An 18,171-nucleotide genomic window follows, 5' to 3' on the forward strand; every position below is an offset into this window, starting at 1 on the left:
GGGGCGTTGTGTGTTACCGTAGAGGGCGGGAAAGGGGGCGGCAACCCCCCCCCCCCCCCCTTCCTCCCCCCCTCTCCTCCCCCCCCCTCCCCCCCCCCCCCCCCCCCCCTCCCCCCCCCCCCCCCCCCCCCCCCCCCCGGCGTGGACTTCTAGAGCAGGCCGCGTTCCATGGCCTTCTGGCCGAGCTGGAACCGGCTACGCGCGTCGAGCTGCTCCATGAGGTCGGAGATGAGCCGGCGCTCGGTACGCAGGGAGACCCCCATCTTCCGCGCGGCCGCCTCGTCGGTGTAGCCCTGCGCGAGGAGACGCAGCAGCTCGCGGGGAAGCGAGCCGGGGTCATCGAGGTCGCGGCGCGGCGTCTCACCGAAAGGAGCGGCCGTGGCCCATACCGCCTCGAAGAGGGCCAGGAAGGCGGCGACGGCGCCCGGCTCGCGGATGACCGCCGCTCCCCGGGAGCTGTCGTGCGGGTCGAGAGGTACCATCGCGACCTCCCCGTCGACGATGTACATCCGCATCGGCAGCACCGGCACGACACGGACCTCGTTGCGCAGGGAGATCAGCCACCGGACGTGCTCGACGCTCTCCGGGTCGTTGCGCAGACTCTCCAGGAAGATCGTCCTGTCGGTGATGCCCCGCTCGGCCAGCGCCTCGGCCAACGGGCGGCTGGCCGCGCGGTTCTCCGGGGTCTGCGGGCCGCCCGGGGAGAAGCCGCAGGTCTCATGGCGGGCGGAGGCCGCCAGCTCCCCGATGCGCCGCCGGACCGCTTCCAGGCCCACCAGTCGTTCCACCGCGTACTTCTCCGACTCGCTGCTGCTCGCGGTGTACTCGGCGATCATCTGCGACGCAGCCACCCGGCTCGCGGTCAGCTCCTCCTGCCGGCGCGCGACCTCGGCCTGCTGACGTGCGTAGAGCGAGTCCAGCGCGAGCTGCGGGCTGATGACCCGGAGCCGCCCACCGCCCGGCTCCGGGTCCTGGAGAAGCGAGAAGTCGGCCAACTGGTCAATGGCGGCCCTGACTCTGTGCTCATTCCAATCAAGTCCCTCGGCGAGCTCCGCCACCCCGTGGTCGGGATGGGCGAGCATCATTCGATACAAATTATTCGCATCTGTCGTAAGCCCCAGGGCTGTAAACACCTGTCGTTCCCCCTTCACTGGGGAAAGATCAACATGACAGGTAGGTGCCAGGCAACATCCTGTCCAGAATCCGGGTACCGAACGAGGCGACGGGTCCCCAAGGGTGGACGCATGCGCTTCATCCCCTTCCGCCTCAACGGAACCGATGCGCCCGTGGATCCCGTCGAGGCCCGACTGATCACCAATGCGCTGGAGCGGAGCCTCGACGAAGCGCCGTGGGCCGAGCATCGCCGCGTGCATGTCTCCCGCGCCGGCCTCCTCGGCGTGGTCCTGTGCCGTGCGCGGCAGGAGGCGCAGGCCCGCGACGGTCTGCTGGCCCTCCTCACGGCGGCCGCGCAGAGCGCGGCCGAGCCCGACGGGTGGCAGCCCGAGCTCTGACCCGGGACGGACGAACGCGGCACAGATGTGTCAGCTGCGGTTTGTGCCAGCGCGGAAGCAGGACACCGACGCTCCGGACGTGAATCATGGAATGTGTCGCCGGACGGATCGCCTCGGCGAAACCCCGCGATACGCAATTCCCTTTGCCACAGTTTCTGTGGTCATCCATGCCCGGAGGAGTACAGGTGCGCTCTTTTGTTGCTGCTTTCTCGGTTTTCGCCGCCGCGATATTGGCTTTTGCGGTTGCCTCTCCCGGTGACACCGGCACTCCGGAGTCCGCCTCCCGCTCCGTCGCCGCCGGTGGTGTTCTGCCGCCGCAGCCCGATCCGGGCTGGCAGAGCACGACGGGGATCTCCGAAGACCCGGGCTGGCAGCGATGACGGCTCTGCAACTGGCCGCCCTGGGCATCGACCAGGAGGCGACCCGCGTCTACCACGCACTTCTCGATCTGAACACCTCGACTCGCGCCGAACTCGTCCTGCGCCTCGAACTCCCCGGCGACCGCATCGACACGGCGGTCCTCGCGTTGGCCGAAGCCTCACTCGTACGTTTCGTCGCCTCCACATCGGGGCGCCCCGAAGACCGCCAGATCTGTCCGGTCAATCCCCGCGTCGGACTCACCGCGGCACTCGCCCGCCGACGCGAACACATCCTGGCGGCTCAGGCGGAGTTCGAGCAGCTGGAGGTCAATGTCGCGGCGCTCATCTCGGTTCACGAATCCCTCACCGGACGCAGCCCCAACTTGGCCATGGAGTTCCTGGAACCGGCGGCCGCGACGGTACGCATCCGGGATCTCGTCCAGAGCTCCCGGGTCGGCATCTCCGTCATCACCCCGGAACCGGGCGGAATGTTCGACGGACTTCTCGAGGACCAGGCGAAAGCGGCGCTCCGGCGCGGAGTGCGCGTGCGCCAGATCCACCTCGGCAGCATCGGCAACCGGCCGGCGCAGTACGCGGAGGCGTCCCGGCTGGTCGGCGCCGGGGCCCGGACGCGGACCGCGCCCACCCTCCCGGTCCAGTTGATGATCTTCGATGGCACCACCGCCGTGCTGCCGCACGTCCCCAAGGATCCCGACGCGGGCGCCGTGGTGATCAGCCACCAGGGAACGGTGGCGAGCCTCGACACGCTCTTCGACCGCTACTGGCTCGGAAGCGAGGGCCTCGGATGCGTCCCCGATGTCGACGAGCACGGCCTGACCGCGGTGGAGCGCGAGCTCCTGCGGCAACTCTCCGACGGTGCCACCGACGAAACCGCTTCTCGCCGCATGGGCGTCTCCGTGCGCACCGTACGCCGGATCACGGCCCAGCTCATGACGCGTCTCGACGCCAAGAGCCGATTCCAGGCCGGCTGCCGTGCCGCGGCCCGCGGCTGGATGTAGCGGCCGCCGGCCTCACGGCATCAGGACCACACACTTCACAGCGGCACCCGCGATCACGGGGGCACGTACGCATCAGTGACACCTGGAGCAAGCCATGACCATCACCCAGCCCGACCTCGGCACCCACCCCGACCTCAGCGTCTTCGAGACCCTGGAGTCGGAGGTCCGCGGATACTGCCGCAGCTGGCCCACCGTCTTCACCCGGGCCCTGGGCAGCCGCATGTACGACGAGGGAGGTCGCGAGTACCTGGACTTCTTCGCCGGCGCCGGCTCACTCAACTACGGCCACAACAATCCCGTCCTCAAACGGGCCCTGCTCGACTATCTGCAGCAGGACGGGGTCACCCACGGCCTGGACATGTCGACCGCCGCCAAGCGGACCTTCCTGGAAACGTTCCGCGATGTGCTGCTGCGCCCGCGCGGTCTTCCCTACAAGGTCATGTTCACCGGACCGACCGGCACCAACGCGGTCGAAGCCGCGCTGAAGCTGGCCCGCAAGGTCAAGGGGCGCGAGTCGATCGTCTCGTTCACCAACGCCTTCCACGGCATGTCGCTCGGCTCGCTCGCCGTGACCGGCAACGCCTTCAAGCGGGCGGGCGCGGGCGTTCCGCTGGTGCACACCACCCCGATACCGTTCGACGGCTATCTGGGCGGCGGCGAACCGGACTTCTCGTGGTTCGAGCGCATGCTGGCCGACAAGGGCTCCGGCCTGAACAAGCCCGCCGCGGTGATCGCCGAGACGGTCCAGGGCGAGGGCGGCATCAACGTGGCGCGCGCCGAGTGGCTGCGCCGGCTCTCCGACGTCTGCAAGCGCCGGGACATGCTGCTGATCGTCGACGACATCCAGATGGGTTGCGGCCGCACCGGCGCGTTCTTCTCCTTCGAGGAGGCGGGCATCGTGCCGGACATCGTCACGGTGTCGAAGTCCATCAGCGGATACGGACTGCCCATGGCTCTGTGCCTGTTCAAGCCGGAGCTGGACATCTGGGAGCCGGGGGAGCACAACGGCACCTTCCGCGGCAACAACCCGGCGTTCGTCACCGCGGCGGCCGCGCTCGACGCCTACTGGACCGACGGTGAGCTGGAGAAGCAGACCCTGGCCCGGGGCGAGCAGGTGGAGTGGGCGCTGCGGGCGAACGCCGTCGAGCACGCGCAGGAAGTCGCCGATCTGCGCGGCCGGGGCCTGGTCTGGGGTCTGGAGTTCCACGACAAGGGCCGCGCGGACCGCGTCGCCCGCCGTGCCTTCGAACTCGGTCTGCTGATCGAGACCTCCGGCCCGGAGAGCGAGGTCGTGAAGCTGCTGCCGGCGCTCACCATCACCCCCGACGAGCTCGACGAGGGCCTGCGCATTCTCAGCAGGGCCGTCCGCGAGACGTCCTGACCTCTCCAACACCGTGCCGCCACCAAGGCCCGGCCTCATCGGAGCGATGAGGCCGGGCCTTGGTGCCACGGGCGTCCGCCCGCGTGCTCAGCGCTCGGTGAAGAGCGGGTTCCACCGGCCCCGGTAGGTGAGAGACGCCTCCCGGAACCCCGTCAGGGGGGTGACCTTCTGATCCTTGAGGTTCACCATCACCAGCCGGTTGCGGAACTCCCCCTTGCCCGGGCTGCAGTTCTCGGGCTCACACATCCAGGCGACGAGAGTCGTGTTGTCCGCCCACCCCAGCAGCTGCTGACCGGGGACGACCGCCGCACGCTTCCCCGTCTTCGCGTCGAGCACCTCGGAGACGACCTTCTTGTCGTCGCCGACGAAGGTGCCCATCGCCAGCTTTCCGTCCGGGGACAGCCCGGAGGCGGGGAGGCCCTTCTGCTCCTGCTGCGGAGCGGGGGCGGGTGTGCCGTCGAGACGGTAGCGGGCCTTCCCGGTCTTCGTCATCGCGGGCTCCCACACGGTGCGGCCGTCGCCGCCCCAGCGGAAGTCGGCGCGCCCGCCGGCCAGTACGGACGCCTGGGGATCGTCCTTCTGCGGCTTCGCGGTGAACTCGGCCTTCCCGGAGGAGACATCGATGACGTAGAAGCCCGAGCGGCTCCTCTTCGGCCCCGGCACCTTCTTGTTGTTGAGGTAGTACGACGACTCCTTGAACAAGCCGTCCGGGTTGAGGGAGTAGGACGTCGCGAGGAGCTTCTTCCCGTCGGGCGAGAACTGGACGCCGCCGACTCCCGTCGGGACCTTGATCCAGCGCTGTACGTCACCCGTGGACAGGTCCATGATGCCGATCCGCTTCGCCGGCAGCTCCCGCGGCAGCACCGCGGCGGTCTTCATGCCGGGAGCGACGTCAAGCCACGACCAGTCCGTCCTCCGGTACTCGCCGCTCTCGGTGTCCAGCAGGTTCCAGTCGTACCTGACCACACCGTTCCCGTCGGCTCCCTGCAGCTTCTGCACGGTGAAGTAGGCGGACATGGCGACCTTCTTGGCGGCGATCAGGTCCTGGGGGGGCGACTGGTCGGGGTGGGCCGAGACTTCCCGGGCCTCCGGCCCGCCGTCCTTGCTGATGGCGACGCCGACGCCGGCCGCGACGAGGACCGTGGCCACCGCGAGAGTCGTGAGCACACGCCTGCGACGACGGCCACCGGACGTGGAGACCTCATCGGGGAAACCATCCGTGTGTTCCATGAAATGCCTTCGCTGCCTATCACGCAATACGCGATTTCTATTTCGGGATCTGTCGACCCTAGAACGGGGTCGGAGCCCAGTAAATGGAGCCGAGTTGGCATGAGGCTGCCAGCGTGCACCGGGGGCTGTCAGCATGCTGCCAAACTCCGTCACGAACAGTGACGCCGGCCGCCCGACTCCATCCCTTACGGATGATTCTGCGAATCTCTGGGGTGCAACGAGGCCCCGGGAGAACGGCAATCGGGTCACACTGCGTGATTTTCCGAGAACCTCAGGACAACCTCAAGTCAGTTTACCGGCCTCAGGGCCTGTCCTATGGTCGGGTCGACCCGAGTGAATGCGAGGAATCAATGGCAAAGAATTTCCGGCGCATCGCGGTGGCCGGCGCCACCATGACCGCCGTGCTGGCTCTGTCCGCAACTCCCGCCCTCGCCGACACCGACAGGTATCTCACCTACCCCAACGGCAAGGGGAAGATGACCTACTTCGACGACGGTGACATGTTCCAGGTCTGCGACACCAAGGCCGACGGACACGGAATGATCGGCGTCGTCGAAAGCATGAACTCGACCCTGCTCACCGTCGACGACGGTGGTGACGCGGGCTGCGACAAGAAGGGCTACAACGTCGGCAGCATGGACTCCGTTCGCATGGGCCTCTCCTGGGACGGTGGCGGCGGCACGATCTACAGCGGCTACTTCAACGAGTAGCCCGCACGGCACGGTTTCACTCTCCGAATTTCGATGAACGCCTGACATGGATGCGAGATCTGTAATGCGCAGGAAGCTTATGCGTGCCGCGGTGGTCGGCTCCGCCGTCGCCGCAGCCGTCACGTTCTCCACGGCGGCCGCCGTTGCCGGCGACATCACCATCAGCAACAGTCACGGAAACATGAAGTACATCGACGACGGTGACATGTTCCAGGTGTGCGACACCAAGGCCGACGGCTACGGAATGAAGGGCCAGCTGATCTCCATAGGCGCTGAGGACAGAGCCGTCCTCACCGTCGACGACGGCGGCGACGCCGGCTGCGACAAGAAGGGATACAACGTCGGCAACGGGGCCGGCGAGGTCTACAAGATGGCCCTTGTCTGGAATGGCGGCGGGGACTGGACCTACTCCTACCACTTCAAGGAAGGCCTGGATTAATCCCGGTCACCCCTCTCACTCACGGAGAATAGGAGCACAATGCGAATCGCAATGAAGCGCATGGCCGTCGGCGGCGCCGCCGCTGCCGCCCTTCTCGCGGGAACCGCCACCGCGGCCCACGCGGGGGACATCACCATCAGCAACAGTCACGGGTACATGAAGTACATCGATGACGGCGACATGTTCCAGGTCTGCGACACCAAGGCCGACGGACACGGCGTCGAGGGCGTCGTCGTGAACGACACCACCCGTGTACTCAGCATCGACGACGGCGGCGACGCCGGCTGTGACAAGGCCGGCTACAACATCGGCAGCTCGCCCGGCCTGCTCGACTGGTACCAGATGCAGTTCTCCTGGCAGGGCGGTGGCCCCACCGTCTATTCGCAGAAGTTCGACGAATAAGAAGGGTCGAGGATCACTCCTGATGAGTAGGACACTCAAGCGCATCGCCCTGGCCGGCGCCGGCGCCGTGGCGGCCGTCACGCTCGCGGCCACCCCCGCGCTGGCGGACCAGAACATCGTCATCACCCACCCCGACGGTCGCGGCAAGATGACCTACATCGACGACGGTGACATGTTCCAGGTCTGCGACACCAAGGCCGACGGCCAGGGCGTGACGGGCCAGCTCTACCGCAAGAACGCCGAAACCCTTCTGACCGTGGACGACGGCGGCGACGCCAGCTGCGACAAGAAGGGCTACGACGTCCCCAGCAACGGGGAATACCAGATGCAGCTGTGGTGGAACGGCGGAGGCGCCACCGTCTACTCGCAGTGGTTCAACGAGTAGAGACCGGCAGCCGCTGCAGGGGGCTCTCGTCCGAGGCCCCCTGCAGTGGTGCTCACGCCGGCCACGCCGCCGGCAGGATGTCCTGCGTCGCGCGGAAGAAGTTGTCCGGGTCGTACGAGCCTTGATCTTCGCCAGCCGGTCGTAGTGGTCCCGGTACGCGGCCCGGACCCGCTCCTGGCCCTCGCCCTGGCCGATGAAGTTCACGTACGGTCGACAGCTCGGTCGGCATGCCGTCCCAACGCGATGCCGTCGTCCCGGGCGAACCGCACGGTCGCCTGGACGTCGGCGACGTCCGCGGCCTGCACGATCGCGGCGGGACGTTTGTCCACCATCGCGTTGTAGAGCGTGCGGCCTCGTCGTAGCCCTCGTCCTGCGGTACGAGGAACGGGCCGCGCACTGCCTCGAGCAGCGCGTCCAGTGCCGTGCCTTCCATGGGGAATTCCCTATGTCCGAACCTGGAAAACGGCTCACGGTCGTCCCCGGCCGCGCTACACCACCAGTCTCTCCGAGCCCGCCGCGCCGCACTCCGTCAGAACGTGAGCACCCCGCGGGCGACCCGGCCCTGGTGGGCGTCATCGGCCGCCTTCGCGAAGTCCTCCACCGGGTACACCTCGGTCACCAGCTCGTCGAGCAGCAGCCGTCCCTCCCGGTACAGCCGCGCGTAGAGGGCGATGTCGCGCTGCGGGCGCGAGGAGCCGTAGCGGCAGCCCAGGATCGACTTGTCGAGGAACATCGCCGCCGGGAGGAACGTCGCCTCAGCCGTCGGGGCGGGCATGCCGAGCAGGACGGCCTGCCCGTGCCGGTCGAGCAGGTCGATCGCCTGCCGGACCAGCCCCGCATGGCCGACGCACTCGAAGACGTGCGCGGCGCCGTCGGGGAGGATCTCCCGTACCCCGTCCACCGACGTGAGGAAGTGCGTCGCGCCGAAGAGCCGTGCCGCCTCCTCCTTCGCCGGGTTCGCGTCGACCGCGACGATCGTGAGCGCGCCCGCGATCCGGGCGCCCTGCAGCACGTTGAGGCCGATGCCGCCGGCCCCGATGACGACGACGGTGTCGCCCAGTGCGACCTTCGCCCGGTTGAGTACGGCCCCGACGCCGGTGAGGACGCCGCAGCCGATCAGCGCGGCGGACGTGAGCGGGATGCTGTCGGGGATCTTCACCGCCTGGACGGCCTTGACCAGCGTCCGTTCCGCGAACGCCGAGTTGGACGCGAACTGGAACAGTTGCTTCCCGGCCCGCCAGAACGGCTGCCCCGGCCTGCCGATCGCCTTGCGGCACATCGTCGGCCGGCCCCGGTCGCACTCGGCACACGCCCCGCAGTTGGCGAGCGTCGACAGCGACACGTGGTCGCCGGGCGCGACATGGGTGACGCCCGGGCCGACCGCCTCGACGACACCCGCGCCCTCGTGCCCGAGAACCACCGGCGCGGGGAACGGGATCGTCCCGTCGATCACCGACAGATCGCTGTGGCACAGCCCGGCGGCGGCGACGGCGACCAGCACCTCGCCCGCGCCCGGGTCCCGTATCTCCAGGTCGTCGACCACCTCGACCCGTTCTCCGTCGAAGACGACACCTCTCACCGCAGCTCCCTGGGTAGGCCGAGCACACGCTCGGCGATGATGTTCCGCTGGATCTCGTCGGATCCGCCGTAGATCGTGTCGGCGCGGGTGAAGAGGAACAGCCGCTGCAGCGCGTCGAGTTCGTACGCGGGCGACCACGCGCCCGGCCCGGACGCGGCGGCCGCGCCCCGTACGGCCATGGCCAGCTCGCCGAGCCGCTGGTGCCAGCTGCCCCACAGCAGTTTGGCGACGCTCGGCGCGCCGGGGTCGTCCGGACCGCCCAGTGTGCGCAGGGCGTTCCACCTCATGGTGCGCAGTTCGGCCCACTGGCGTACGAGGCGGTCGCGGAGCACCCGGTCGGTGACGGCGCCGCTGTCGACCGCGAGCCGTACGATCCGGGCCAGCTCCTCCTCGAAACCGATCTGCTGGACGAGCGTGGAGACGCCCCGTTCCAGCGCGAGCAGGCCCATCGCGACCTGCCAGCCGTTGCCCTCGCCGCCGACCACTTCGACGGCCTCGGCCCCGTCGAGGAAGACCTCGTTGAACTCGCTGGTCCCCGACATCTGCCGGATGGGCCGTACGTCGACGCGGCCGGGCTGGTCCATCGGCACGAGCAGGAACGACAGCCCGTGGTGGCGGGCGGAGCCGGGCTCGGTGCGGGCGAGCACGAAGCACCAGTGGGCCTCCCGGGCGAGCGAGGTCCAGATCTTCTGGCCGGTCACCCGGTATCCGTCGCCGTCCCGCACGGCAACGGTACGGAGCGACGCGAGGTCCGAGCCGGCGCCGGGCTCGCTGTAGCCCTGGCACCACAGCTCCTCGCCGCGCGCGATGCCAGGCAGGAAGCGGGCCTGCTGCTCCTTGCTGCCGTAGGCGATCAGGGTGGGCGCGAGCAGGTTCTCCCCGATGTGCCCGACCCGGCCGGGGGCGCGGGCGCGGGCGTACTCCTCGGCCCATACGACCTGCTGGGTGAGGGTGGCCCGCCGGTTGCCGTGGTCCGCGTCCCAGCCGAGCCCGATCCAGCCGTCCCGCCCGAGTTCCTGCTCCCAGGCGAGGCGGGTGGCGGCCCGCTCGTGCTCGCTGCCGGGGCCGCCGCGGCCTGCGGTGGCCGCGAACTCACCGACGAGGTGGGCCTCCAGCCAGGCGCGGGCGTCCCGCCGGAAGGCCTGGTCCTCCGGTCCGAACTCGAAGTCCATGTACGCCTCCTGTTGTGGGGGGCGGGACTTCCCCCACCCCGCCCCTCGTGGGCCACGCCGCACGCCTAGGCCGTGTTTGGCCGCTCCCTGGACGCCGCCGCCCTCGCCATCTCCTCCAGCTGTGCCAGCATCGGCATCGGGTCCGTCCCCACCGTCCCCGGCAGGAAGTCCGCGATCTTCTCCGGCGTCCACGCCCCCTCCGCGTACCCGGCACGCAACTCGCGCGGCTGCGCCCACACCGCGATCTTGGGTCCGGCGATCGTGTAGACCTGCCCGGTGATCTTCTCGGCGCGTGCCCGCTCGGAGAGGAGATAGACGACGAGCGCCGCCACGTCCTCCGGCTCGCCGATCTCCTTGAGCTCCATGGGGACGTTCGCGGACATGCGCGTACGGGCGACGGGCGCGACCGCGTTCGCCGTCACCCCGTACTTGTGCAGCCCGAGAGCCGCGCTGCGCACGAGCGAGATGATTCCGCCCTTCGCCGCCGAGTAGTTGGCCTGCGCGACCGATCCCTGGTGGTTGCCGCTGGTGAAGCCGATCAGCGTCCCGCCGCCCTGCTTGCGCATGACCGCCGACGCCGCGCGGAAGACGGTGAAGGTGCCCTTCAAGTGGGTGGCGACGACCGGGTCCCACTCCGCCTCCGACATGTTGAACAGCATGCGTTCGCGCAGGATGCCCGCGACGCACACGGCTCCGTCGATACGCCCGTACCGCGCCAGCGCCGTATCGACGATCCGCTGGCCGCCCGCCATCGTCGAGATGTCGTCCGCGACGGCGACGGCTTCTCCTCCCGCCGCCTGGATCTCCTTGACCACGGCCTCGGCGACCTCCGACGCGGGCTCGCCGCCCTCGATCGAGACGCCGTAGTCGTTGACGACGACCTTCGCTCCCTCGGCGGCGCAGGCGAGGGCGACGGCGCGGCCGATGCCGCGCCCGGCGCCGGTGACGGCGACGACCTTGCCTGCCAAGAAGTTCCCCACGTCCGGCCCCTTCCCGCGGTTTCTGACGGACCGTTAGATTTTATGGGCCGTCAGACACCCGAGCACAAGACCCAGGACCCCGGGACCTCAGGAGGACCGATGTCACTGCCGACCCTGCCGCCGGAGTTCCACGACATCGCAAAACGCGTCAACAACTGGGGACGTTGGGGCGCCGACGACGAGATCGGGACGCTGAACCTGATCACGGACGAGGTGGTGCGGCAGGCCGCCACGGAAGTACGGACCGGCCGCCGCATCCCGCTCGCGCTGCCCCTCCAGCAGGACGGGGTGCAGACCGGGATGATCCCGGGCCGGGTGAACCCGCTGCACACCATGGTCCAGATCAACCAGGAGCTGTTCGGCCCCGGCACCGTCGCCACCAGCGACGACGCCGTGACGATGGGGCTGCAGGCGGCCACCCACTGGGACGCGCTGACCCATGTCTCGCACTCGGGGAAGATCTACAACGGGCGCTCCGCCGACACCATCACCGCCCACGAAGGGGCCCGCTTCAGCGGCATCGACAAGGTCCGCACGCTCGTCTCGCGCGGCGTGCTGCTCGATGTGGCGCGCGCCAAGGGCATGGACCGGCTGCCCGGCGGCCACGCCGTCACACCCGAGGACCTGGCGGAGGCCGAGGAGTTCGGGGCTGTACGGGTGCGCGCCGGCGACGTCGTGCTCGTACGGACGGGTCAGATGCAGGTGTATCTGAGCGGGGACAAGCACGGGTACGGCTATCCGTCGCCTGGGCTGTCCGTCCGCACGCCCGAGTGGTTCCACGCCCGCGATGTCGCCGCCGTCGCGAACGACACCCTGACCTTCGAGATCTTCCCGCCGGAGACCGAGAACCTGTGGCTGCCGGTACATGCGCTGGATCTGGTGGAGATGGGCATGCTGCAGGGGCAGAACTGGAATCTGGAGGAGTTGTCCGCAGCCTGCGCGGAGGAGGAGCGGTACGCCTTCCTGCTCTCCGCGACGCCCGAGCCGTTCGTGGGCGGTACGGGAACGCCGGTCGCTCCCGTCGCGCTTCTCTGAGCAGCGGCGCTTCTCCGGGCGGTCGCGCTTCTCCGGTCAGTTGCGCTTCTCTGAGCGGCGCTTCTCCGGGCAGCGGGGTGGCGGGGCTCTCGTGCGCGCCCCGGGGCACGGCACGGTGCGGCCCGCCACCCGGTGACCTCTTCGCAGCGCGTCAGGCGGTGCGTGTCCGGCGGGAGCGCGTCAGGCCGTGCGCGTCGTGACCGCGCACGACGGCTCACCCACCAGGAGCGGCGGTACGCCCACCGGGCAGGCGGTCCCCCGCGACGCGGACCGGTCCACCTCGCACCAGATGCTCTTGCCGGCCCCTTCGGGCTGCCAGCCCCAGCGGTCGGCGAGCCCGTCGACGAGCTCGAGTCCGCGGCCGTTGGTGTCGTCGCCCTCCGCGTGGCGCGGCCGCGGCGGACGGGCGCTGGTGTCGGCGACCTCCACCCGGACCGTGCCCGCCTCCGCCGCACCCGACCCGAACAGCATCCGCAGCACCGCCGGGCAGCCCGTGTGGACCACAGCATTGGTGACCAGTTCGGAGATGAGCAGCACCAGCGTCTCGGCCAGCGGCTCGTCGTCCCCTATCCCGGACCCCGCGAGCCGCGAACGGGCCCACCTGCGGGCCCGTCCCACCTCCGCGGGATCCGGCCCGACCTCCAACTGAACCTGAAGCACCTGCACCGCTCACACCATCCGAACCGGCGGACACATCGCCTCGCGCCTCACAGCCATCACGGAACGTGATTTCCTTGCGAGACAGCATGGTTGACGTACAGTCACCGCAACAAGCGCTTCGGGCATATTCCAGCGCGAAGGAGTATGCGTGGTGCATACTGTGCGACGCACGCTGCGGGGAGTCGAACACCCTGTGCGAGCGGCGCATTCTTCTCCGGCGGCCACCCTGGTGTCGGGCCGGAGGTTCGGGGACCACACGGCGGAGCCGCACCTATCGCGGTCCCCGGGACAGCACGCATCTCGCACCCGACGGAGCGTACCCGAGGGCAGCCCCGACTCCGGGCCGTGACGACCCCCTCGAAGGACACAACCCGATATCGACGCACGGTGACTCATCGGAGTGCGGCCGCCAGCAGCTCCTCGGACTCGGCTGCCGTCTGCCACAGCCCGGCGCGCACCCAGGCCCGCTTGAGGTGCAGATGCACATCGGCCTCCCAGGTGAAGCCCATGCCGCCGTGCACCTGGAGGCAGTCACGGGCGCCTCGTACGGCCGCCTCGTCGGCGAGGAGCTTGGCGCCCGCGATCTCGACGGGGTCGGCGGTCACGGCGGCCGCGTAGACGGCGGTACGGGCGAGCTCGGTGCGTACCAGCATCTGGGCGCAGAGGTGCTTGACCGCCTGGAAGCCGCCGACGGGCCGCCCGAACTGCTCGCGCTCCTTCGCGTATCGCACGGCCAGCTCGGTGGTGCGGGCGGCGGAGCCCAGCTGCTCGGCGGCGGTCAGGAGGGCGGCCTCCGGATGCTGTCGTGCCGCCGCCGGCACCCGGTGCAGCGGCGTGAGCGGATCGACGGACCGTACGGGAACGGCGCCTTCCGTGTCCCCGACGACCGTGTCGGCCTCCTCCAGCCACGCCACGAGCGCGCCGTCCGCCATGGCCACCACGGCCTCCCCGGTCGCCGCCCCCGGCACCGTGCCCGCCGCGAGATGCGTGGCCACCAGCGGGCCGGGCAGCAGCACCCGCCCTGCCTCCTCGAAGGCCAGCACCGCGTCGGGGAGTCCGAGCCCGACGCCGCCCTCCGCCTCGGGCAGCCGCAGCGCGAAGAAGCCGGCGTCCCCGAGCTCCCGCCACAGCGCCCGGTCCAGTACGGGACGGTCCGGTACGGGACGGTCCGGTACGGGACGGTCCGGTACGGGACGGTCCGGTACGGGACGGTCCACGGCGGCGCGCAGGGCCTCGCGGCCGAAGCGGGCCTCCAGCAGCTCCCGTACGCCTGCCCGCAAGGCGCGCTGGTCGTCGGTCAGTTGGAAGTGCACGGCCGGTCACCGTTCCTTGGGCAGGCCGAGGATCCGCTCGGCGACGATGTTCTGCTGGATCTGGGAGGTGCCGGCGGCGATCGTGTACGACAGCGAGGAGAGACGGTCCAGGGTCCAGTCCCGGGACAGGTCCAGCGCATCGGGGCCCAGGACCTCGGCGGCCGCGTCGTACAGCTCTTGCCGGGCGTGCGAGTAGCGGAGCTTGAAGACGGAGCCGCCGGTCCCCGGCACCCCGCCGGTCCGCGTGGCCTCACTGACGTTCCACTGGGTCAGCCGCCACAACGCGCCGAACTCCGCGTTCAGCCTGCCCAGCCGGCGTCGCAGCACGGCGTCGTCCCAGCGGCCGTTCTCGCGCGCCGTGCGCGCCAGCTCGCCGAGGGTGCGGCGGCACGCGACGACCTCACCGACGAAGGCGGTGCCCCGCTCGAACGACAACGTGACCATGGTGACGCGCCAGCCGTCGTTCTCCTCCCCCACCCGGTTGGCCACCGGCACCCGCACCTCGTCCAGGAAGACCTCCGCGAACTCCGTGGACCCGGCGAGTGTCCGCAGCGGCCGTACGGTGATGCCCGGCGCGTCCATGGGCATCGCCAGCCATGAGATCCCGCGGTGCTTCGGCGCGTCCGGATCCGTCCGGACGAGCAGTTCGCACCAGTCCGCCACCTCCGCGTGCGAGGTCCAGATCTTCGACCCCGTCACCACATAGGCGTCGCCGTCGCGCACCGCCCGGGTCCGCAGCGACGCCAGGTCCGACCCCGCGTCCGGCTCACTGAACCCCTGGCACCAGATCTCGTCGCCGCGCAGGATCGGCGGCAGCCAGCGGGCCCGCTGCTCCTCGCTCCCCTCCGCGGCGATCGTCGGCCCCGCGTGCAGCAGCCCCACGAAGTTCGCGCCCACGTACGGCGCTCCGGCCTTCTCCGTCTCCTCCAGGAAGATCAGCCGCTGGTTGGGGGAGGCGTCCCAGTGCAGTTCGCCGTAGCCCGCGTCGTACAGCGCCCGCTGCCAGCCCGCGTCGTACGCCCGCCGCCCCGGCCAGTCGTCCGGCGGGGGCTTCGGCGGCAGCTTGGGCAGCACGACCGCGAGCCAGTCCCGCAGCCGCGCCCGGAAGTCCTCTTCCTCCTCCGTGCAGGCGAGGTCCATCAGTCGAGGTCCAGGCCCAGCATCCGGATCGCGTTGCCGCGCATCAGCTTGTGGATCGTCTCGTCGTCGAGCCCCTTCACATGGTCGAGCGCGACCTCCTTCGTGTGCGGGAAGGTCGAGTCGACGTGCGGATAGTCCGTCTCGAACGTGGCGTTGTCCCGCCCGACCACATCGAGCGAGGCGATCCCGTGCTTGTCGCGGAAGAAGCAGCAGAAGATCTGCCGGTAGTAGTACGTGGACGGCGGCTCCGGGATGAGATCGCGCACTCCGCCCCACGCCCGGTGTTCCTCCCACACGTCGTCGGCGCGTTCGAGCGCGTACGGGATCCAGCCCATCTGCCCCTCGCTGTACGCGAGCTTGAGCGCCGGGAACTTCACCAGCACCCCGGAGAAGAGGAAGTCCATCATCGACGCCATGGCGTTGTTGAAGGACAGCGACGCCTGGACGGCGGGCGGCGCGTCGGGCGAGGCGGCGGGCATCTGCGAGGACGACCCGATGTGCATGTTGACGACCGTCCCGGTCTCCTGGCAGACCGCGAAGAACGGGTCCCAGTAGCCGGAGTGGATCGACGGCAGCCCCAGATACGTCGGGATCTCGGAGAAGGTCACGGCCCTGACCCCCCGCGCCGCGTTCCGCCGGATCTCCGCGACCGCCAGGTCGATGTCCCAGAGCGGGATGAGGCAGAGCGGGATCAGCCGGCCGCCGCTGTCGCCGCACCACTCCTCCACCATCCAGTCGTTGTACGCGCGCACGCACGCCAGCGCGACCTCCTTGTCCTTGGCCTCGGCGAAGGTCTGGCCGCAGAAGCGGGGGAAGGTGGGGAAGCAGAGGGAGGCCTCGACATGGTTGACGTCCATGTCCTTGAGCCGCTCGACCGGGTCCCAGCAGCCGCGCCGCATCTCGGCCCGGGTGATCCCCTCCAGCGTCATGTCGTCGCGGTCGAAGCCGACGGCGGCGATATTGCGCTTGTACGGGAACTTCAGGTCCTCGTAGATCCACCAGTCGGTCGGCGGCCCGTCCGGGTCCATCGTGATCTGGTACTTGCCGCCGACGTACGCCAGCTCGCCGATCCCGGCGGTGAGCGGCTGCGGCCCGCGGTCCCGGTACTTCGCCGGCAGCCATGTCTCGAAGAGATGCGCGGGCTCGATCACATGGTCGTCGACGCTGATGATCCGAGGCAGTTCCCGTTCCATCGGGCCCCTCCGTTGTCCGGCTGTTCTGACGGGTCGTCAGATAGCAGGCTAGCCCCGCACCCCTGGACCGACAAGGCGACGGGCCTTACGCTCTCCGCACGATCTGACTGTCCGTCAGTTCAAGCCGGTGCCGGAGGGGACATGAACGAGACCGCACACGCTCTGGGCGCCTCCCGCACGCTCTGGGAGCTGATCGACCGCCGCGCCGCGCTCACCCCGGACGGCACCGTCCTGCTCCAGGACGACCGGAGCCTCACCTTCGGCGGGCTGCGGACGCGCTGCGAGCGCGTCGCCGCCGGGCTGTACGGGCTCGGCGTACGGCCCGGCACCGTCGTGGCCTGGCAGCTGCCCACCCGCATCGAGACGGTCCTGCTGGCCGGGGCACTCGCCCGGATCGGCGCCGTGCAGTCCCCCGTGATCCCCTTCTACCGGGACCGTGAGACCGGCTTCGCCCTGCGCACGTCCGGGGCGGAGTTCTTCGCGGTGCCGGGCGAGTGGCGCGGCTTCGGCCATACGGAGATGGCGCACCGGATCGGGGCGCGCGGCGTCTTCGAGGCGTACGACGACCTGCCCGAGGGCGACCCTGCCGTACTGCCCCCGCCGCCCGCCGACGGCACCTCGGTGCGCTGGATCTACTGGACGTCCGGCACCACCTCCGACCCCAAGGGCGTGCTGCACACGGACCGTTCCCTGATCGCGGGCGGCTCCTGCCTGGCCCACGCGCTGCACCTGACGCCCGACGACGTCGGCTCGATCGCCTTCCCCTTCGCCCACATCGGCGGGGCGGACTATCTGGTGATGCTGCTGCTGTACGGCTTTCCCGCCGTCCTCTTCGAGAAGTTCGCACTGCCCGAGGCGCTGGACACCTACCGCAAGCACGGCGTCACCACGGCCGGCGGGTCGACCGCCTTCTACTCGATGTTCCTGGCCGAACAGCGCAAACAGCCCGGGGAACCGGTCGTCCCCACCCTGCGGCTGCTGGCGGGCGGCGGCGCCGCGAAGCCGCCCGAGCTGTATCACGCGGTCGTACGGGAGATGGGCGTGCAGCTCACCCACGGCTACGGCATGACCGAGGTGCCGATGATCACCATGGGCGCGCCGGACGACACCCCGGAGAACCTCGCCACCACGGAGGGGCGGCCCCCCGAGGGCATGGAGATACGGATCGTCGACGGCGAGGTGCGGCTGCGGGGCGAGGCGGTCTGCCGGGGCTATCTGGACCCGGACCAGACCGCGGCCGTCTTCGACGCCGACGGCTTCCTGATCACCGGGGATCTGGGACATCTCACGGAATCCGGCCATCTCGTCCTGACCGGCCGCCTCAAGGACATCATCATCCGCAAGGGCGAGAACATCTCGGCCAAGGAGATCGAGGACCTGCTCCACGAGCACCCGGGGGTCGGCGACGTGGCGGTGATCGGCCTGCCGGACGCGGAGCGCGGGGAGCGGGTGTGCGCGGTGGTCGAGCAGCCCGGGGGCGCGGCGCCGCTCACCCTGGACGAGGTCACGGCGTATCTGCGCGACGCGGGCCTGTCCGTGCACAAGCTGCCCGAGCAGCTGGAGGTCGTGGACGCGCTGCCCCGCAACGACACACTGCGGAAGGTGCTCAAGTACAAGCTGCGGGAGCGGTTCACTGGGGCGGACGCGACATCCACGACATGAA

The 18,171-nt window shown here is 69.9% G+C and carries 19 protein-coding genes; 9 read left to right on the forward strand and 10 right to left on the reverse strand.

Annotation, left to right across the window (positions count from 1 at the left end; all coding sequences use genetic code 11):
• Positions 1 to 149: 149 nt before the first annotated feature.
• On the reverse strand, positions 150 to 1,085 hold the full coding sequence (locus AC0699_RS30645) for a helix-turn-helix transcriptional regulator (protein WP_478666892.1): 936 nt from the start codon (positions 1,083 to 1,085) through the stop codon (positions 150 to 152).
• Positions 1,086 to 1,244: 159 nt separating this feature from the next.
• Between AC0699_RS30645 and AC0699_RS30650 the strand changes: the two genes are divergently transcribed.
• The 3 genes from AC0699_RS30650 (at position 1,245) to ectB (ending at position 4,270) form a co-directional block, all read left to right on the forward strand.
• Positions 1,245 to 1,511, forward strand: coding sequence for a hypothetical protein (locus AC0699_RS30650; protein WP_478666895.1), 267 nt, complete (start codon positions 1,245 to 1,247; stop codon positions 1,509 to 1,511).
• A 376-nt stretch (positions 1,512 to 1,887) separates the two neighbouring features.
• Complete coding sequence (locus tag AC0699_RS30655; RefSeq protein ID WP_478666898.1) at positions 1,888 to 2,889, forward strand: LuxR C-terminal-related transcriptional regulator; 1,002 nt, start codon at positions 1,888 to 1,890, stop codon at positions 2,887 to 2,889.
• A 94-nt stretch (positions 2,890 to 2,983) separates the two neighbouring features.
• A complete protein-coding gene (ectB, locus tag AC0699_RS30660) occupies positions 2,984 to 4,270 on the forward strand; it encodes a diaminobutyrate--2-oxoglutarate transaminase (RefSeq protein ID WP_478666901.1) in 1,287 nt (428 codons plus the stop codon).
• 87 nt (positions 4,271 to 4,357) lie between these two features.
• Here the strand turns inward: ectB and AC0699_RS30665 are convergent, their stop codons facing one another.
• On the reverse strand, positions 4,358 to 5,500 hold the full coding sequence (locus tag AC0699_RS30665; RefSeq protein ID WP_478666904.1) for a WD40 repeat domain-containing protein: 1,143 nt from the start codon (positions 5,498 to 5,500) through the stop codon (positions 4,358 to 4,360).
• A 350-nt stretch (positions 5,501 to 5,850) separates the two neighbouring features.
• Between AC0699_RS30665 and AC0699_RS30670 the strand changes: the two genes are divergently transcribed.
• From AC0699_RS30670 to AC0699_RS30685, 4 genes are all read left to right on the forward strand, one after another.
• Complete coding sequence (locus AC0699_RS30670) at positions 5,851 to 6,210, forward strand: hypothetical protein (protein ID WP_478666909.1); 360 nt, start codon at positions 5,851 to 5,853, stop codon at positions 6,208 to 6,210.
• Between the two features lie 64 nt (positions 6,211 to 6,274).
• A complete protein-coding gene (locus AC0699_RS30675; RefSeq protein ID WP_478666911.1) occupies positions 6,275 to 6,649 on the forward strand; it encodes a hypothetical protein in 375 nt (124 codons plus the stop codon).
• 39 nt (positions 6,650 to 6,688) lie between these two features.
• Positions 6,689 to 7,051 (forward strand): hypothetical protein, encoded by a 363-nt coding sequence (locus AC0699_RS30680; protein WP_478666913.1) that lies wholly within the window; start codon positions 6,689 to 6,691, stop codon positions 7,049 to 7,051.
• A 22-nt stretch (positions 7,052 to 7,073) separates the two neighbouring features.
• Positions 7,074 to 7,436, forward strand: a complete 363-nt coding sequence (locus AC0699_RS30685) for a hypothetical protein (protein WP_478666917.1) — start codon at positions 7,074 to 7,076, stop codon at positions 7,434 to 7,436.
• A 200-nt stretch (positions 7,437 to 7,636) separates the two neighbouring features.
• On the opposite strand, the gene AC0699_RS30690 is transcribed toward AC0699_RS30685, so the two are convergent.
• The 4 genes from AC0699_RS30690 to AC0699_RS30705 form a co-directional block, all read right to left on the reverse strand.
• On the reverse strand, positions 7,637 to 7,768 hold the full coding sequence (locus AC0699_RS30690) for a hypothetical protein (protein WP_478666920.1): 132 nt from the start codon (positions 7,766 to 7,768) through the stop codon (positions 7,637 to 7,639).
• A gap of 197 nt (positions 7,769 to 7,965) precedes the next feature.
• Positions 7,966 to 9,015, reverse strand: coding sequence for a Zn-dependent alcohol dehydrogenase (locus AC0699_RS30695; RefSeq protein ID WP_478666924.1), 1,050 nt, complete (start codon positions 9,013 to 9,015; stop codon positions 7,966 to 7,968).
• Positions 9,012 to 10,187 (reverse strand): acyl-CoA dehydrogenase family protein, encoded by a 1,176-nt coding sequence (locus AC0699_RS30700; protein ID WP_478666927.1) that lies wholly within the window; start codon positions 10,185 to 10,187, stop codon positions 9,012 to 9,014. The genes AC0699_RS30695 and AC0699_RS30700 overlap by 4 nt, the downstream gene beginning before the upstream one ends.
• Positions 10,188 to 10,252: 65 nt before the next feature.
• On the reverse strand, positions 10,253 to 11,167 hold the full coding sequence (locus AC0699_RS30705) for an SDR family NAD(P)-dependent oxidoreductase (RefSeq protein WP_478666931.1): 915 nt from the start codon (positions 11,165 to 11,167) through the stop codon (positions 10,253 to 10,255).
• Positions 11,168 to 11,266: 99 nt separating this feature from the next.
• On the opposite strand from AC0699_RS30705, the gene AC0699_RS30710 reads away from it, so the two are divergent.
• On the forward strand, positions 11,267 to 12,202 hold the full coding sequence (locus tag AC0699_RS30710) for a cyclase family protein (RefSeq protein ID WP_478666936.1): 936 nt from the start codon (positions 11,267 to 11,269) through the stop codon (positions 12,200 to 12,202).
• A gap of 180 nt (positions 12,203 to 12,382) precedes the next feature.
• Here AC0699_RS30710 and AC0699_RS30715 read toward each other — a convergent pair whose 3' ends face one another.
• The 4 genes from AC0699_RS30715 to AC0699_RS30730 all read right to left on the reverse strand — a co-directional run bounded on the left by AC0699_RS30715 (position 12,383) and on the right by AC0699_RS30730 (position 16,508).
• Positions 12,383 to 12,868 carry an ATP-binding protein gene (locus AC0699_RS30715; RefSeq protein ID WP_453660774.1) on the reverse strand — a complete coding sequence of 162 codons (486 nt, stop codon included), beginning with the start codon at positions 12,866 to 12,868 and terminating at the stop codon, positions 12,383 to 12,385.
• A gap of 386 nt (positions 12,869 to 13,254) precedes the next feature.
• Positions 13,255 to 14,175: an acyl-CoA dehydrogenase family protein gene (locus AC0699_RS30720; protein WP_478666941.1), complete on the reverse strand. Its 921-nt coding sequence runs from the start codon at positions 14,173 to 14,175 to the stop codon at positions 13,255 to 13,257.
• Between the two features lie 6 nt (positions 14,176 to 14,181).
• Positions 14,182 to 15,315 carry an acyl-CoA dehydrogenase family protein gene (locus tag AC0699_RS30725; protein WP_478666945.1) on the reverse strand — a complete coding sequence of 378 codons (1,134 nt, stop codon included), beginning with the start codon at positions 15,313 to 15,315 and terminating at the stop codon, positions 14,182 to 14,184.
• Complete coding sequence (locus AC0699_RS30730; RefSeq protein ID WP_478666948.1) at positions 15,315 to 16,508, reverse strand: amidohydrolase family protein; 1,194 nt, start codon at positions 16,506 to 16,508, stop codon at positions 15,315 to 15,317. Before AC0699_RS30730 ends, AC0699_RS30725 begins: the two co-directional genes overlap by 1 nt.
• A 141-nt stretch (positions 16,509 to 16,649) precedes the next feature.
• Between AC0699_RS30730 and AC0699_RS30735 the strand changes: the two genes are divergently transcribed.
• The gene (locus AC0699_RS30735; protein WP_478666951.1) at positions 16,650 to 18,170 is read left to right on the forward strand and encodes a class I adenylate-forming enzyme family protein; all 1,521 of its coding nucleotides are present in this window, start codon (positions 16,650 to 16,652) and stop codon (positions 18,168 to 18,170) included.
• Position 18,171 lies beyond the last annotated feature (1 nt).

The organism is Streptomyces sp. NPDC043870 (genome assembly GCF_056435785.1).